Source organism: Dictyobacter aurantiacus (assembly GCF_003967515.1).
Taxonomy (GTDB): Bacteria; Chloroflexota; Ktedonobacteria; order Ktedonobacterales; family Ktedonobacteraceae; genus Dictyobacter; species Dictyobacter aurantiacus.
In genome coordinates, this window is sequence record NZ_BIFQ01000002.1 from 1,547,684 (window position 1) to 1,566,068 (window position 18,385).

Annotated in this window: 2 protein-coding genes; both read left to right on the forward strand. The window is 47.4% G+C overall.

Going from position 1 to position 18,385, the window contains the following annotated elements; all coding sequences use genetic code 11:
• Positions 1-73 precede the first annotated feature (73 nt).
• Complete coding sequence (locus tag KTT_RS31075; RefSeq protein ID WP_126601552.1) at positions 74-10,534, forward strand: non-ribosomal peptide synthetase; 10,461 nt, start codon at positions 74-76, stop codon at positions 10,532-10,534.
• A 36-nt stretch (positions 10,535-10,570) separates the two neighbouring features.
• Positions 10,571-18,385 (forward strand): non-ribosomal peptide synthetase, encoded by a 7,815-nt coding sequence (locus tag KTT_RS31080; RefSeq protein WP_126601553.1) that lies wholly within the window; start codon positions 10,571-10,573, stop codon positions 18,383-18,385.

Below are 18,385 nucleotides of genomic sequence, written 5' to 3' on the forward strand. Positions count from 1 at the left end.
GCTCACGTTCGCCAACACGAGGAAAGTAAGACACGTTTTTCATTCAAATTGATATAGTTATTGGGAGACAAAAATGGAAGAGCTTCTACCGAATAGAGATGACGTGATTCCTGATGAAAATAGAAAACTATTTGCTGCAGAGCTTGAACGTCAGATGAGCTACTGGCGCGATCAGCTTGCTGATGCTCCTTCCTTATTGGAGTTACCAATTGACTATCCTCGTCCCTTATCCCCAGGATTTAAAAGAAGCAAGCAGCATTTTCAACTCCTTCCAGAATTGCAAAAGAAAGCTCGACAATTTAGTCTGGAAGATCGTGTAACGCTTTTTGCGACATTGTTTTCCTCTTTTTTGATAATCTTACACCGGTATAGCAGGCAAGAAGATATAGTCGTAGGTACCTTAGCAGATAAGCAACCTCGAAGCAATGGAGAGGATGTGATTGGTGAGGCGATAAATACATTGGCCCTACGTACTCGAGTTGATAGTACTCTCACGTTTCGCAAGTTGGTCCAGCAAGTAAGTAAGTGTACGTTAGAAGCTTTTGCACATCAAGAATTACCATTCAAAAGTCTTCTTAAAAAATTACAGTTAGCACACAACAGAAACTATCACCCGCTTTTTCAGACCATGTTTGTCTTGCGATCGACTGCTACTCAGGAAATTCTATCTCTATCAGGTTCTACAACTCAACAACTAGAAGTAAATCATCCAATTATAGGGTGTGATTTGCTCCTAGATGTACAAGAAACGAACAACGACTTACAGGTACAAATTTATTACAATACAGATCTCTTTGAACCTGCAAGTATCGAGCGGATGATGAAACACTGGCAGGTAGTATTAAAGGACGCGCTTTATCATCCCGACCAATCCATCGGTACTCTCACCTTCCTAACGGCACAAGAACAGCAACAGATTCTCATCGAATGGAACAAGACGCAGCGAGCGTATCCTGCTACTGTTTGTATCCATCACCTATTTGAGGAGCAGGTTGGGCGCACTCCACAAGCGCCAGCCGTTCTATTTGAGGGAAAACAACTAACATATCAGGAACTGAACAAACAAGCAAATAAAGTTGCTCATTATCTAAAGCAATGTGGAATTGAGCCGGATGTTCCAGTTGGAATTTATATAGAACGATCACTTGAAATGGTCATAGGTCTCCTAGGAGTACTAAAAGCAGGAGGCGTTTACATACCTCTAGATCCCAATTATCCTCTTGAGAGGATTTCTTTTATGCTTGAAGATGCAAAGGCGCCGGTCATACTCACTCAAGGGCACTTACTTTCAACGCTACCTCGCTATGAGGGGACAGTGCTCTGCTTAGATACGGATTGGAATCTTTTTGCTCAAGCAGAAGAGGAAAATCCTTCGAATCTTACAACATCAGATCATCTTGCATATATCATCTATACCTCTGGCTCCACAGGAAAACCCAAAGGAGTGGCTATGAAGCATGCCGCTCTCGTCAATTTAATTTTGTGGCAGGTAGAAACATCATCTGCAGGTATTAATGACAAAACACTTCAATTCACCTCTCTGAGCTTTGATGTTTCATTTCAAGAAATTTTTTCGTGTTGGTGCTCAGGTGGAAACCTTGTTCTTATTTCAGAAGAATTACGAAAAGATAGCAGTAGCCTTCTGCTATTCATGAAAGAATACCAGATAAATAGACTTTTTTTACCATTTGTGGCCTTGCAACAATTCGCACAAATAGCAGATCTTACTGGAATATTTCCCACTTCACTATTTGAGATTATGACAGCAGGTGAGCAACTCCAATTAACGGCAGCAATTACTCACCTTCTACAGGGTGTTCCCGGATGCAAACTCTACAATCAATACGGACCAACAGAAAGTCACGTTGTCACTGCATTTCTGCTAGATGGTTCTTCAGAAGAATGGCCTTTGTTACCACCGATCGGTCGTCCTGTTGCAAATACGCGCATATATATCCTTGATGACAATCAACAACCTGTGCCTGTTGGGGTAGTTGGTGAGATATACATAGGGGGGACACAATTAGCAAGGGGATACCTTAATCAGCCAGATCTTACTGCGGAAAAGTTTATCAATCATACTTTTATCCAGGGACAAACCGAACGGCTTTACCGCACTGGTGATTTAGCTCGTTATCGGCATAATGGAAATATTGAATATCTAGGCCGCATTGATCATCAAGTGAAGCTACGCGGATTCCGTATCGAACTTGGTGAGATTGAGACGGTTCTTGGGCAGCACCCGCTGGTAGGATATACGGCAGTGGTGGTACGGGAGGATAATCCAGGGGATAAACGATTAGTTGCATATTTAACAACAAAAGAGAACAAGAGTCTCGCAATTTCTGAATTGCGAGCCTATTTACAAACCCAGCTTCCGGAATATATGATTCCCAGTTTCTTTGAAATAATAAAAGAATTACCACTGACTCCAAGCGGCAAAGTAGATCGCAAACAATTACCCACCCCTATCTCAAAATATGAAGGAAAGGAAAAGGCTTATGTTGCTCCTCGTACCTCTATCGAGAAACACTTAGCCCACATTTGGTCTGAGGTCATAGGAGCCACTAATATCGGATTACATGATCATTTCTTAGAGTTGGGCGGCCATTCTTTGCTCGGTGTTCAAGTTATCTCGCGATTGCGTGAAAGATTGGGAATCGCAGTTCCGCTCCGTATGGTATTTGAATATCCTATATTTGGTGCATTCTGTGATAATTTAGAAAATCTGTTCCTCAAGCAACAGGAACAACATGATAGTATATCCCCATCCCATATTGTCCAGCAACCAGATACGACCACAACGTTCCCACCCTCACCTCTGCAACATGGTTTATGGTTTTTAAATCAATTAGAACAAAATAGCGCCTTCTATAACATTTCGTTTCAACTCAAATTAAAAGGAAAAATCCGGATAAAATGCCTTAAGCAGGCATTGCAGGAACTCATACATCGTCACAAAGTACTCCATACAGTCTTTATACAGCACGAAGGCCATCTTCAACAAGTTGTCGTTCCGGAATTTCCAGTAGACTTGCCCATAATTGAAATACAAGGATCGACTCAAGCTGAACAGGACGATCGTTTCCTTCAAATCACCGAAGGTATAACTCATCTATCTTTTGATTTATCAAAGGGTCCACTTATAAAAGCCAACCTTCTACGAAGACAAACAGAAGAACATATTTTGCTTGTAACCATTCATCATATTGTGTTCGATGGATGGTCTCAGGAGGTCTTCCTCCGTGAACTGAGCACCTTGTACACAGCCTTCCATGCAGGCCTTCCCTCTCCCCTTTCTCCCGTGACGTTACACTATGCCGATTATGCCGTCTGGCAACGCCAACAAACCACCGAGTTTGCCCAGCAGCTGACCTATTGGAAAGAGCAGTTGGCCGGGGCACCTGCACTCCTTGACCTACCAACCGATTTCCCTCGCCCCAGTCAGCAAACCTTTGTGGGAACCCGCTACCCGTTTACTATCTCAACCGATCAGGTCCAAAAGGTGCGAACCCTCAGTCATCATGAACACGTCACCACCTACATGATCTTGCTTGCTGTCTACCAGGTTCTCCTGGCTCGCTACAGTGGGCAAACGGACCTGGTCGTGGGCACTCCCATTGCCGGACGCACCCGAGTCGAGTTGGAGGAAATGCTTGGCTTCCTGGTCAATACTCTGGCCTTGCGCGTTTCCTTGGCGGCAAATCCCAGTTTCGCACACCTGCTGCAGCAGGTACGAGAAGTGGCTCTGCAAGCCTATGCCCATCAAGACGTTCCCTTTGAACAAGTGGTGCAAGCCCTGCAACCAGAACGCACGTTGAGCCATTCTCCCATCTTTCAGGTCATGTTTAGCTTGCAGAACACCCCAGCACTCACCTTGAGCTTCCCAGCACTCACCTGTGAAATCCAACCTCTGGTGAGTCGGGTGGCTCAGTTTGACCTGACCATGGACCTGGTAGAGATCGAAGGCAGGATAGAGGGCGAGATCGAATATAATACCGATCTCTTTCGAGAAGAAACGATTGCGCGTCTGGTGACACATTATCTTCATCTGCTTGCTCAGTTGGTCGATGATCCCACCCAAGCGGTGTTCCGCGTGTCTTTGCTCACCGCCCAGGAGCGCCAGTTGCAACTGGTGACGTGGAACCAGACCGCGGCCCCATTTCCTCAGGATCGCTGTCTTCATGAGCTCTTCGAGGAGCAGGTTCAGAAAAGTCCACAGGCCCCGGCGGTCCTCTTTGAGGATACCCAGCTCAGCTACGAGGAGCTCAATGCCCGCGCCAACCAGCTTGCCCATGTCTTGCAGGGCTACGGAGTCACGCCAGATACGCTGGTGGGCTTATGCGTCGAGCGGTCGCTGGAAATGGTCGTGGGTATGCTTGGCATTCTCAAGGCAGGAGGTGCCTACGTCCCTCTTGATCCCGACTATCCCGCTGAACGCTTGAGGTACATGCTCACGAACACAGGGGTGAACGTCCTGCTGACGCAAGCGCACCTGCAAGACCGATTGCCCATGCATCAGGCACGGGTCCTCTGCCTGGATGCAGATTGGTCTCAGATCGCGCAGGCTCCTTCGACCAATCTGAGCACGAGCGGCGTCCACCCCGCGCATCTGGCCTATGTCATCTACACCTCCGGCTCTACCGGTCTTCCCAAAGGCGTTATGGTTCCTCATCATGGCGTGATGAATGTTGCTCTTGCTCAAACAATACAATTCGGATTACAGGTGGGGGATCGGGTGCTGCAGGCTGCCTCTATCAGTTTTGATGCCGCAACATCTGAGATGCTGCTTGCCTGGGGGGCGGGCGCGACCCTCTGTCTGGTATCACGCGAGGTATTGTTGTCTGGACCTGGATTTCAACAGTACCTACAACAAACTGCGATTTCTATGGTTATTCTCACCCCATCGTTGCTCTCAACCCTCACAGTTGAAGCGTTGCCAGCACTGCATACCATCGCAGTAGCTGGTGAGGCCTGCTCATCAGAACTGGTTGAGCGATGGGCAGCAGGACGACGTTTTTTCAATCTCTATGGGCCAACCGAAGCCAGTATCTGGTCAACGGTCATGCGCTGTGAGGTGGGGGAAGGAAAACCGCTGATTGGGCGTCCCATCATAAATACGCAGGTCTATATTCTGGATCAGCGGATGCAGCCAGTTCCTGTTGGTATACCAGGCGAACTGTACATTGGTGGTGTAGGAGTGACGCGCGGTTACCTCCAGCGGCCAGATATTACAGCTGATCGATTTGTGCCTCACCCTTTTAGCAATGAACCTGGAGTTCGGCTGTACAGGACAGGAGACGTTGTCAAATATCGAGCTACTGGCGAAATAGAGTATATAGGTCGAGTTGACCATCAGGTGAAGATACGAGGTCAACGGGTTGAACTGGGAGAGATTGAGGCAGTACTTCGTCTGCATCCTGCAATACAGGAATGTGTCGTACTACTTCGTGAAGATATCCCAGGTGAAAAACATTTAGTAGCGTATGTGATCTTCATTCCCACGCAAGAGAGAACACAACTTGATCTACGTAACTACCTGAGTACCAAGCTAGCCTCTTACATGCTGCCAACATTTTTTGTCACGCTACCCACTCTGCCTCTCACCTCAAATGGAAAAATCAATAGGCAGGAATTACCCCCTCCAGAGATCACGGCCAGAAACGCTGCTGATATATTGCATACGCCCTTCACTCCTACCGAAGAGCTTCTTATCACAATTTGGCAAAGTACCCTCAAACATGAACATATCAATACTACTGATAATTTCTTTGAAATTGGCGGCCATTCCTTACTTGCTACCCACCTCGTTGCACAAATACGACAAACCTTCCACGTCGAAATTCCGTTGCGACTCGTCTTTAATGCACCAGTACTTGCTGAATTAGCACATCATCTGGACGAGAAGATGCGGTTGACCTTTGACTCCCTTCCTACAATTCAAGCACGCAAAGAACAGGAGCCTCCACCTCCACTTTCCTTTGGGCAAGAGCGACTATGGTTCTTGGACCACCTGGACGAGAAGAACATCGCCTATCATATGCCACTTGGCATCCGCCTGCAAGGCGCCCTTGACCTCGTCGCACTCGAACACAGTCTCACTGAACTGGTTGCCCGCCACGCCATCTTGCGCACCACGCTGCGCATGCAAGATGGCCAGCCAGTCCAGTTCATTAGCCCTCAACAGCCAGTTTCCCTGCGCATACAGGATCTGACCACCATCGTAGATGCACTACGCGAGGAGCATGCCCATGCGTTCCTCACTCAGGAAATCGAGCAGCCGTTCAATCTCGCACAAGGACCCCTTCTGAGACATCTCCTCCTGCGTTTATCTCCTCAGGAACATATTCTGGTGTTTACCTGGCACCACAGCATTAGCGATGGATGGTCTCGGGAGGTCTTTCTCCGTGAACTGAGCACCTTGTACACAGCCTTCCATGCAGGCCTTCCCTCTCCCCTTTCTCCCGTGACGTTACACTATGCCGATTATGCCGTCTGGCAACGCCAACAAACCACCGAGTTTGCCCAGCAGCTGACCTATTGGAAAGAGCAGTTGGCCGGGGCACCTGCACTCCTTGACCTACCAACCGATTTCCCTCGCCCCAGTCAGCAAACCTTTGTGGGAACCCGCTACCCGTTTACTATCTCAACCGATCAGGTCCAAAAGGTGCGAACCCTCAGTCATCGTGAACACGTCACCACCTACATGATCTTGCTTGCCGTCTACCAGGTTCTCCTGGCTCGCTACAGTGGGCAAACGGACCTGGTCGTGGGCACTCCCATTGCCGGACGCACCCGAGTTGAGTTGGAGGAAATGCTTGGCTTCCTGGTCAATACTCTGGCCTTGCGCGTCTCCTTGGCGGCAAATCCCAGTTTCGCACACCTGCTGCAGCAGGTACGAGAAGTGGCCCTGCAAGCCTATGCCCATCAAGACGTTCCCTTTGAACAAGTGGTGCAAGCCCTGCAACCAGAACGCACGTTGAGCCATTCTCCCATCTTTCAGGTCATGTTTAGCTTGCAGAACACCCCAGCACTCACCTTGAGCTTCCCAGCACTCACCTGTGAAATCCAACCTCTGGTGAGTCGGGTGGCTCAGTTTGACCTGACCATGGACCTGGTAGAGATCGAGGGCAGGATAGAGGGCGAGATCGAATATAATACCGATCTCTTTCGAGAAGAAACGATTGCGCGTCTGGTGACACATTATCTTCATCTGCTTGCTCAGTTGGTCGATGATCCCACCCAAGCGGTGTTCCGCGTGTCTTTGCTCACCGCCCAGGAGCGCCAGTTGCAACTGGTGACGTGGAACCAGACCGCGGCCCCATTTCCTCAGGATCGCTGTCTTCATGCGCTCTTCGAGGAGCAGGTTCAGAAAAGTCCACAGGCCCCGGCGGTCCTTTTTGAGGATACCCAGCTCAGCTACGAGGAGCTCAATGCCCGCGCCAACCAGCTTGCCCATGTCTTGCAGGGCTACGGAGTCACGCCAGATACGCTGGTGGGTTTATGCGTCGAGCGGTCGCTGGAAATGGTCGTGGGTATGCTTGGCATTCTCAAGGCAGGAGGTGCCTACGTCCCTCTTGATCCCGACTATCCCGCTGAACGCTTGAGGTACATGCTCACGAACACAGGGGTGAATGTCCTGCTGACGCAAGCGCACCTGCAAGACCGATTGCCCATGCATCAGGCACGGGTCCTCTGCCTGGATGCAGATTGGTCTCAGATCGCGCAGGCTCCTTCGACCAATCTGAGCACGAGCGGCGTCCACCCCGCGCATCTGGCCTATGTCATCTACACCTCCGGCTCTACCGGTCTTCCCAAAGGCGTTATGGTTCAGCATCGTGAGCTTGTTAATCTGTTGCTATCTTTTGCCCAAATTCTTCCTCTTTCAATAAAAGATACTTTTATAGCACTCACGACCATTACATTTGATATTGCAGGGCTTGAAATTTTTCTTCCGTTGATCTCAGGTGCACGTATTGCTCTTGCAAATCAAGAGACGGCGAGAGATAGCCAGGCGCTTGCCAGAATTATCTCACGAACTCAGGCTACCGTTATGCAGGCAACGCCAGTAACATGGAAACTACTGCTAGCAAATGGGTGGGATGGGAATCCTGATTTGGTGGCTCTCTGTGGCGGTGAGACATTACCAAAAAATCTCGCAGATGAATTAAAAATGCGGGTGAAACTCCTTTGGAATGTATATGGTCCGACTGAGACTACTATCTGGTCGTGTAGTTGTCATATTTCACCCGAAGTGAGCCATATTACTATCGGGTATCCTATAGCTAACACCCAGATATACATTCTTGATCAAAGGATGCAGCCGGTGCCTGTAGGGGTTACTGGAGAACTGTACATTGGAGGAGCGGGGCTAGCACGGGGCTATCTGTATCGCCCAGATATCACAGCAGAGAAATTTCTTCCCAACCCATTTAGTAAGAGTTCAGGGACACGACTCTATCGGACTGGTGATCTGGCGCGATATTGCTCTGATGGGGCAATTGAAATCCTGGGCCGAAACGATCAACAGGTGAAGCTGCGAGGCCACCGTATCGAACTAGGTGAAATTGAAGCCGCCTTGAATGAACATTCGGCTATTAAAGATAGTGTTGCAGTTCTGAGGGAGGGGATTTCAGGTGAGAAACAATTAGTGGCATACGTGACGCTCAATTCCGAACATATTGTCTCGCCTTCTGATCTGCGCAGTTATCTCAATAGCAAACTCCCACCACATATGCTTCCGGCTGCATTCGTACCTCTTCCAGCCTTACCACTTACAAGCAACGGTAAACTCGATCGTAAAGCACTTCCAATTCATGCGATTGAAGACATAACTACTGCTTATGAAGCTGCTCACACCGATATCGAGGCGCTTTTAGTAACAGTTTGGGAAACTGTTTTGGAGCGAACCACCATCGGTATTCACGATAATTTCTTTGCATTAGGTGGAGATTCAATAAAAAGTATATCCGTGATCGTACAAGCTCGACAAAAGGGGCTCACAATCACTTCCAAACAAATTTTTCAACATCAAACGATTGCCCAACTGGCTCGTGCTGTGCAGCCATTGCAACAAGATGTTGAAACCAGCAGAATCATAAGACCAACTCGCTTGATGCCAATTCAACACTGGTTTTTTGAGCAACAGTTCTCAGATCTCCCTCATCACTACCAATCATCTACGCTACATTTACTTGGCGATGTCAATCTGAACGCATTAAGACAATCTATAGAAGTACTACTTAATCACCATGATGCGCTGAGAACCCGTTTTATTCATAACGGTAATCAATGGGAAGCAAGTACACAAGCAACAATTTCAATAGAGGCCTTTTGGGAAGAAGAAATCATTGATGAGTCAGATGCGTATAGGATATCAGAGATTGTAAGCAACATCGCCTATAGTTCTCACGCATCTTTCAATCTTGAGCAGGGCCATCTCCTCAGGGCCGTTGTTATTACTACCCCATCAATGAAAGATGGATATCTGGTTTTGATGATACATCAGCTAGTCATTGATGCCGTTTCATGGCAAATTCTCCTAGCTGATCTAGTCTTTGCATATGAACAGTTGGTAAGCGGTGAAATCCCACTTTTGCCATCACCCACGCTTCAAATGCAACAATTAGCAGAAATATTAGTACACAAAGCAAGAGAACCAGAAACACTACGAGCTATTTCTTATTGGGAAGATCAAGCTAAACGCATGGTCAAATCTTTGCCATTTGTTGATCCACCAATGCTAGCATATAACCTAGACACGACAGTTGTATCAAAACGCCTACATCTCTCGCTAGAAGAGACCAGAGCATTAGTGGAGGTTGTTCCATCCGCCTATCACGCTCACATTAATGAGATATTATTGGCTGCACTCAGCAAAGCGTACACAGAATGGATTGGTACTTCACAAATTTTGTTTGACTTTGAACATCAGGGGCGCAATCTAGACGGACAAAATCTTGCACGCACAATTGGATGGTGTACAGTACTATTTCCGGTACTAATCGATTTAGCACTCCCTCCTCGCACCGACATTGTCGCGGTCGTGCGTTCTGTGAAAGAGCAAGTCAGGGTTGCAACTCAGCATGGACAGGCATACACGTTGCTAAAGTACCTTCATCCAGATAAAAATATTCAGGCGCGGCTGAATAGTATTCCCCAGGCGCCCATCAGGTTCAGCTTCATTGATAGCACCGGTAAGCAAGAGGCTAGCAGCAAAAGAGGGCATTTTTTCTCAATAGAACAGTCTCACCACCAATCCTTGTGTCTACAGACGGGAGGTGCGTATCTAATCAATATTTATTGTCAGATCAACCGCAGCCAATTCACCATTGATTTGTTCTATCACTCTAATTTAGAGGAACGCATGCACATTGATGACTTTGCCAATAGCTACATTACAGCGCTACGACAAATCATTGCTGTATATCCGACAGCGCATACTCAGGGCCTTACTGCGACTGATTTTCCAGATGCTGGTCTTGATCAAAAACAACTTGATCGTTTGGTCAATCGCCTCAAAAAACCCAGATAATTTTAGAAGTCAGAGTAAAGGGAGGGATATAGTAGTATGAGCATCAATGCTATTGAAGATATTTATGAATTGTCGCCAATGCAACAGGGACTCCTCTTTCACACGGCATTGTCACCGGAATCATCTGCATACTTTGTACAAGCTGTTTATCACATCACTGGTCATTTTAATGAAACCATATTTCGCAAGGCGTGGGAGATTGTTATTGCACGTTACCCCATTTTTCGCACCATATTTCATTGGGAAGAGATAGAAAAACCTGTACAAGTTGTCTGTAGCGCCTTTCCTCTTCCGTGGACTCAACTTAATTGGAGTAACCTTTCACCTAACGAATACCAAAAGCATATGGAGACGTGGTTAATAGAAGATCGCAAAAGAGGATTTGCCCTCACGGAGGAGCCCGCTTTTCGCCTGACCTTGATTTCTTGTGCCCCGCGGTCATATTATTTTATTTTGTCAAATCATCATTTGCTTATTGATGGATGGTCTAATGCGCTTTTGATGCATGAAATCGAGGAAACATATTCTTCTCTAAAGAAGGGGCAACACCCGCTTGCTCCCGCACGACGCCCATATCGTCACTACATCCACTGGCTACATCAGCAGGATCACGAAATCGCTGCACACTTTTGGCAGAACTATCTCAAAGATGTACATCACCCTACATTACCTCTCTCGGATCATGCAGTAAATGCGGAGCTAGCAGGTACATTTGGGCAACAAGCAGTCAGTTTCAATGCTGTTGAAACGAAAATGCTACATCACCAGGCAAGTCAAATGGGTGTCACACTCAACACTTTAGTTCAGGCTGCTTGGGGAATGCTTCTGGCTACTCAAAATAGTGAAACTGATGTCGTCTTTGGAACAATCGTCTCCGGGCGCTCTCCTATGCTTGATGGCTCTGAGTCAATGATTGGCCTTTTTATTAATGCATTACCACTACGCCTACGTCTTATACCAAATATGCGAGTATCTGACTGGCTCACCGATATACAAAATGCTCATGTAGAAGCTCGCCAGTATGAGTTTTGCTCACTAGTTGACATCCATGGTTGGAGCCATATTCCACGTGAAGTACCACTATTTAGTAGTGCAGTAGTGTTTGAAAACTATCCCTTCCTCGCAACAAAACAGTCTTCCTCAGAAAGTTTGTGTTGGAAGAGAGTCCATGTATTTGAGAAGACAACATATCCACTCGAATTGATTGTGGAACCAGGACCAGAATTGAGCCTTTTTATTAGCTTTGACCAGGGAAATATTTCGACAACTCGGGCGCAGCAACTCAGCAAGCACTTACGTCATCTAATAACCGTTCTAGCTTACAATTCGCACAAGCAACTGCAAGAGATTATGACCACCGCTCCAGATGAGTATGAACGTCAGATCCATGGATGGAATCAAACATCAGTCACTTATGACCTGGACCTATCAATTACTGCACGCGTGCACAAGCATGCACACACACAGCCAGAAGCGCCCGCGGTCATTCTTGATAAGGAAGTAACAAATTATGCGACACTAGATCTTCAATCCCGCTCATTTGCGAAAATTCTACAAACTCGATATGGTATAGGGCCGGAGAAACGCGTTGGCATTATGATGGGTCGCTCGTCAGAAACTGTTACTACCATCTTAGCTGTATATGGTGCAGGCGGAACCTTTGTACCACTAGATCCGATGGCACCACCAGAAAGACTCAAGTTTATTATCCAAGACGCTGCTCTTGACTGTCTTGTTCTGATGGATCGTCAGAATGTGCTCGTTTCAATTGACCATATACCAGTCATTGATTACCCAGAGATTATCGCTGAATTAACATATGCCGAAGCTATTAATCCAAGTACGCCTTACGAGGGAAATATTGCTGCATATATTATTTATACTTCAGGTTCAACTGGACGGCCTAAAGGTGTTGTTATTTCGCGCAATGCTTTTCTCAATCATGCAATGGCAATGCGTGATCGGCTTCATTTGAATAAGCAAGATCGTGTAATGCATTTTACATCATTAATCCATGATCTTGCGCTAGAAGAAATCATTCCCATAATGATCAGTGGTGGTGCAGTTGCAATTTGGAATGAACAGTTTGCTCCTTCACCCGAGCAGTTAACTGCCTTTTTAGATACGCATCAAGTATCTATCCTGGACCTTTCCGCTTCCTACTGGCATGAATGGGTTACATGGCTTCAAGCAGGTATGGTAAGTGTCCCCAAGACATTACGTCTGGTTGCCACGGGCAGTGAACGAGTATTAGCAACAAAGGTCGCAATTTGGGAAGCGCTAACCGAAAGCCAGATTATCTGGTGTAACGCATATGGTCCAACAGAGGCAACAATTACCTCGATACTCTATTCTTCTGAGCAAAAAACACATTTGATCTACCAGGATGATACGCTTGTTCCTATCGGAAAACCTATTGCCAATATGCGCGCATATGTGCTTGACAGTATGATGAAGCCTGTTCCAATAGGAACATCTGGAGAACTTTATCTGGGAGGGATCGGGGTAGCCCGTGGCTACTTGAATCTTCCCGAGATAACAGCAGATCTATTTCTTCCCGATCCATTCAGCTCTGAAGCAGGAGCTAGAATGTATCGCACAGGAGACATTGTTAGATATCAGGCTGATGGTATGCTCGAATTTTTAGGGCGCCGCGACACGCAAATCAAAGTGCGTGGCTTGCGAACAGAACTGAGTGAAATTGAAACTCTTATCAGCAAGTATGTTGCCGTCGCTGAAGTAGTCGTTTTGCCACATGCCAACAAATATGGCGAAACTTCTATTATTGCATGGTATATGGTTTCGAATGAAAAATTTGGTGACATTCGCGAAACACTTTTCCAATATCTTGAAGGATATCTTTCTGCCAGTTTACTCGCAAGTATTCATCTTGTACAGATGGAAGCATTACCTCGCTTAGCGTCTGGAAAAATTGACCACCAGGCATTACCAGTGCAGATTGCTGATGCCACTGCTTATGTTGCACCGAAACCTGGAACAGAGCAAATAATTGCCGATATCTGGCAACAAGTTCTGCATAATGATCATATTAGTGCAACCAACAACTTTTTTCGAATTGGTGGTCATTCATTGTTAGCCATGCAGGCTATCGTTCGCATACGAGAACAATTTAATGTCGAGCTTCCTCTCCGCGTGATCTATGATAAACCGAGATTAACAGATCTAGCACAATATATCGATGTGATACTGAGCCAAACAACGAAAGAATTGTCAGAGATAAAGTCAGAAGAATATGTCACTCCACCTCCACTTTCCTTTGGGCAAGAGCGACTATGGTTCTTGGACCACCTGGACGAGAAGAACATCGCCTATCATATGCCACTTGGCATCCGCCTGCAAGGCGCCCTTGACCTCGTCGCACTCGAACACAGTCTCACTGAACTGGTTGCCCGCCACGCCATCTTGCGCACCACGCTGCGCATGCAAGATGGCCAGCCAGTCCAGTTCATTAGCCCTCAACAGCCAGTTTCCCTGCGCATACAGGATCTGACCACCATCGTAGATGCACTACGCGAGGAGCATGTCCATGCGTTCCTCACTCAGGAAATCGAGCAGCCGTTCAATCTCGCACAAGGACCCCTTCTGAGACATCTCCTCCTGCGTTTATCTCCTCAGGAACATATTCTAATGTTTACCTGGCACCACAGCATTAGCGATGGATGGTCTCAGGAGGTCTTCCTCCGTGAACTGAGCGCCTTGTACACAGCCTTCCATGCAGGCCTTCCCTCTCCCCTTTCTCCCGTTAAGCTCCACTATGCCGATTATGCCGTCTGGCAACGCCAACAAACCACCGAGTTTGCCCAGCAGCTGACCTATTGGAAAGAGCAGTTGGCCGGGGCACCTGCACTTCTTGACCTACCAACCGATTTCCCTCGCCCCGGTCAGCAAACCTTTGTGGGAACCCGCTACCCGTTTACTATCTCAACCGATCAGGTCCAAAAGGTGCGAACCCTCAGTCATCGTGAACACGTCACCACCTACATGATCTTGCTTGCCGTCTACCAGGTTCTCCTGGCTCGCTACAGTGGGCAAATGGACCTGGTCGTGGGCACTCCCATTGCCGGACGCACCCGAGTCGAGTTGGAGGAAATGCTTGGCTTCCTGGTCAATACTCTGGCCTTGCGCGTCTCCTTGGCGGCAAATCCCAGTTTCGCACACCTGCTGCAGCAGGTACGAGAAGTGGCTCTGCAAGCCTATGCCCATCAAGACGTTCCCTTTGAACAAGTGGTGCAAGCCCTGCAACCAGAACGCACGTTGAGCCATTCTCCCATCTTTCAGGTCATGTTTAGCTTGCAGAACACCCCAGCACTCACCTTGAGCTTCCCAGCACTCACCTGTGAAATCCAACCTCTGGTGAGTCGGGTGGCTCAGTTTGACCTGACCATGGACCTGGTAGAGATCGAGGGCAGGATAGAGGGCGAGATCGAATATAATACCGATCTCTTTCGAGAAGAAACGATTGCGCGTCTGGTGACACATTATCTTCATCTGCTTGCTCAGTTGGTCGATGATCCCACCCAAGCGGTGTTCCGCGTGTCTTTGCTCACCGCCCAGGAGCGCCAGTTGCAACTGGTGACGTGGAACCAGACCGCGGCCCCATTTCCTCAGGATCGCTGTCTTCATGAACTCTTCGAGGAGCAGGTTCAGAAAAGTCCACAGGCCCCGGCGGTCCTTTTTGAGGATACCCAGCTCAGCTACGAGGAGCTCAATGCCCGCGCCAACCAGCTTGCCCATGTCTTGCAGGGCTACGGAGTCACGCCAGATACGCTGGTGGGCTTATGCGTCGAGCGGTCGCTGGAAATGGTCGTGGGTATGCTTGGCATTCTCAAGGCAGGAGGTGCCTACGTCCCTCTTGATCCCGACTATCCCGCTGAACGCTTGAAGTACATGCTCACGAACACAGGGGTGAACGTCCTGCTGACGCAAGCGCACCTGCAAGACCGATTGCCCATGCATCAGGCACGGGTCCTCTGCCTGGATGCAGATTGGTCTCAGATCGCGCAGGCTCCTTCGACCAATCTGAGCACGAGCGGCGTCCACCCCGCGCATCTGGCCTATGTCATCTACACCTCCGGCTCTACCGGTCTTCCCAAAGGCGTTATGGTTCAGCACAGTGGGTTATGCAATCGACTGCAGTGGATGCAAGACACATACCATCTGACGAGCAAAGATCGAGTACTACAAAAGACACCGTTTAATTTCGATGTTTCTGTCTGGGAATTGTATTGGCCACTTCTCTATGGAGCAGTATTAGTAATAGGCCGCCCCAATGGGCATCGTGACCCTGGCTACTTGCATGACACAATAGTAGCACAGCAAATTACAATTATACATTTCGTTCCTTCTATGTTGCAGGTCTTCCTTGAAGAGGTGAGCAGTGGGAGATATTCGGCGCTTCGACTGGTAATTTGTAGCGGAGAGGCACTAGGCTATGATCTCCAAACACGTTTTTTTGCGAAATTCCCAGATATTGAATTGCATAACTTGTATGGTCCAACTGAAGCATCAATAGACGTAACTTACTGGCCGTGTGAGCGGGAAGAAGTTCGGCAGACAGTCCCCATTGGTCGACCGATCGCTAATATGCACACCTACATTCTCGATGCTCATTTGCAACCAGTGCCAATTGGAGTTCAGGGAAATCTCTATTTAAGCGGAATTGGACTCGCACGAGGATATTTCCAACGCCCGGAAACAACTGCCGAGAAATTTATCCCCCATCCTTTTAGCTCTATTCCTGGAGAGCGGCTCTACCGCACAGGGGATCTGGCTCGATACACTTCTGATGGGTTGATTGAATACTTGGGCCGTGATGATCATCAAGTGAAAGTACGAGGATTTCGCATTGAGTTAGGAGAGATTGAGGCTATCCTTAGTCAGCATCCAAATGTGCATGAATGTGTCGTGCTTGCCCGAGAAGATACTCCAGGTGAAAAACGATTAGTAGCTTATGTAGTGCTTCTTCCAGAATGCATAAAGCCAAACCCTGACTTACGTAGCTACTTAAGCTCCAAACTTCCCGCGTACATGCTACCTGCATTATTTGTCATACTCCCCCTCTTTCCACTCACAAGTAATGGCAAACTTGATCGTAATGCTTTGCCATCACCAGATCCGTCTTGCTCACAAAATGAAGCAAATTTTGTCGAACCGTTGAGTCAAACCGAGAAACAACTCGCTGCAATATGGTCTCAAGTCCTGCATCTCAATAAAGTTAGCATCCATGACAATTTCTTTCAAATAGGCGGCGATTCAATTTTAAGCATTTTGATTGTTGCCAAGGCTCGCGAACAAGGGATACATTTAACGCCAACCCATATTTTTCAATATCAGACCATTGCTGAGTTAGCGTCTATCGCTGGAACGACAGCATTCATACAACCTGATCAGGACGAAATCCGAGGTGACGTGCCTCTAACGCCAATTCAGCGATGGTTCTTTGAGCAGCAGTTTGTTGAGATGCATCACTGGAATCAGGCAAATCTATTCGAAATCCGTGGGCCACTCGATAATCAGGTACTTCAACAAGCTCTTCTACACATAGCTAAACATCATGATGCACTGCGTATGGTGTATCGATATGATGGGCAGAAGTGGAAACAGATGATTTCGCCCATTCCCTCCCATGTTCCACTTGAACAGATCGATCTTACTCATATTTCTGCTGACCAACAACTGGTGGCGATAGAAGCAGAAGCCACGCGTATCCAAAGCAGTATCGATCTCACTTCCGGTTTATTGATGCGCTGTGCTCTCTTTACGTTAGGGGTACACCGTCCTCAGCAATTACTCATCGTCGTCCATCATTTAGTAATTGATATTGTATCTTGGCATATCCTCTTGGAGGATCTCACTAAAGTTTGCCTGGCATTGCAAAATAATCAACCAGCTCAACTTCCTTTAAAAACCACATCATTCCAACAGTGGTCACGAGCTTTACAAACCTATGCCAATAACAATCAGGTACGCAACGAACTTGCATACTGGGTGCAAGAATTGCAACAGCCAGTTACTCCCCTACCTGTCGATCAGAACATTGGCGAAAATCTGATAGGTTCGACTATGGCGGTTGTTCGCACCCTTACTAGTGAGGAAACACAAACACTTTTACAGATAGTTCCCAAAGTTTGTTCTACTCATATTAATGATGTCTTACTCGCCGTACTGATCGATGCTTACGCCCGCTGGACAGGCAAACAAGAAATGCTCGTCGATTTAGAAGGACACGGGCGCGAAGAAGTTATCTCAGGAGTCGACCTCACGCGGACAGTGGGATGGTTTACAACGATTACTCCAATACGTCTGAAACGATCAATGAGTGGCGACCTAATTGATACAGTACAAGCAGTGAAAACTCAACTGCGGCACGTATCACATGGAGGCATCCACTACGGACTCTTGCGTTACCTGACATCTGATGCAACAATTGCAGCCCAGTTAACCCAAATTCCGCCAGCTGAAATAAGCTTTAATTATATGGGACGCGACTTCCACGTAGCATCACATGAGAACCTTTTTACCCTCTCTCACTATTCACCAGGGAAGAGCCAAAGCGATAAAGCTCATAGTCCATATCTTTTAGACATTAGCGTAACCATCGAAGAAGAACAATTTCGCATCTTCTGGAACTATAGCACGAATCGCTATCATAACCTGACAATCGAGCAACTAGCCGATAATTACATGTTTGTGCTGCGGGAACTACTCAGAAGGTGTGAGGTGCAACATACTCAAACACTGCTTCGCTTCGCCCTTCCGGGTTTTGATGTGGATCAGAATCTATTAGATAGTCTACTCTCCCATCTTGATGAGTCTGAAGGAGACAAATAA